General features: G+C 70.1%; 1 protein-coding gene and 1 pseudogene. One reads left to right on the forward strand and one right to left on the reverse strand.

The window, feature by feature from the left end; translation table 11 throughout:
- A pseudogene (locus tag OP04_RS54400) lies at nt 1-96 on the reverse strand (ABC transporter ATP-binding protein); the annotation flags it as partial.
- 131 nt (nt 97-227) lie between these two features.
- Between OP04_RS54400 and OP04_RS48085 the strand changes: the two are divergent.
- Nucleotides 228-893 (forward strand): DUF7134 domain-containing protein (locus OP04_RS48085; protein ID WP_033346804.1); only part of this gene is annotated, 666 nt, incomplete at its 3' end.

The following is an 893-nucleotide window of genomic DNA, read 5'->3' on the forward strand; positions in this document are numbered from 1 at the left end:
GAAGCCGGTGACCGTGCCGGGCTCGCAGGTGAACGAGACATCGTCGACGGCGGTGTGCGCGCCGTACCGTTTCGTCAGGTGGTCAGCCGTAATCATGCCCATAAGCCTGTCCGAGCCACCCGGTTCTCCGCGTCGGTCCGTGGTTGACGTCCGGAAAACCAAAGTTGTGTGCCGGCTTCGACTTTGGTCGGTATCCGGCCCCTGTCCACGGTCCGTAGCCTGGGCACATGGCGACGACCTCCGCAGCAGGGGACCGCTGGTCGCTGATCGGCGCGCTCGACGCGCTGGACGAGGATGATCCGGTCCGCCCGCGTACGGCCAGGGACTGGCTGGTCGACACCGCGACGTTCACGCTGTCGCTCGCGTTCGTGCTGGCCGTGACGTTCGAGTCGGTGATCAACCGCGGCGAGCGGGTGATCAGCGCCGACGCCCCGGACTGGCTGGTCTGGCTTGACCTGGTGCTGAGCCTGCTGCTCTGCGCCGGCCTCTGGTGGCGCCGCCGCCGGCCGGTCACGCTGACCATCCTCACCGCGCTGCTCGGCTTCTTCTCCATCGCCAGCGCGGCCGCGGTCGTGGTCGTCATGTTCACCGTGGCGGTGCACCGGCGCTTCCCGGTCGCCGCGCTGATGACCGTGCTCAACGTGATCCCGGCGCTGATCGTGGGCCTGGTCCGGCCGGACCCGGACCTCTCGTACTGGACCGCGATGGGCTGGACCGTCTTCTTCTCCACGTTCGTCCTGCTCGCCGGCTCGCTGGTCCGGTCGCGGCGGCAACTGGTCCGCTCGCTGCGGGACCGGGCCGAGCGCGCGGAGTCGGAGCAGCAGCTGCGGGTGGACCGGGCCCGGCAGTTGGAGCGGGCGCGGATCGCGCGGGAGATGCACGACGTGCTGGCG

This window comes from Catenuloplanes japonicus, from assembly GCF_000717135.1.
Taxonomy (GTDB): Bacteria; Actinomycetota; Actinomycetes; order Mycobacteriales; family Micromonosporaceae; genus Catenuloplanes; species Catenuloplanes japonicus.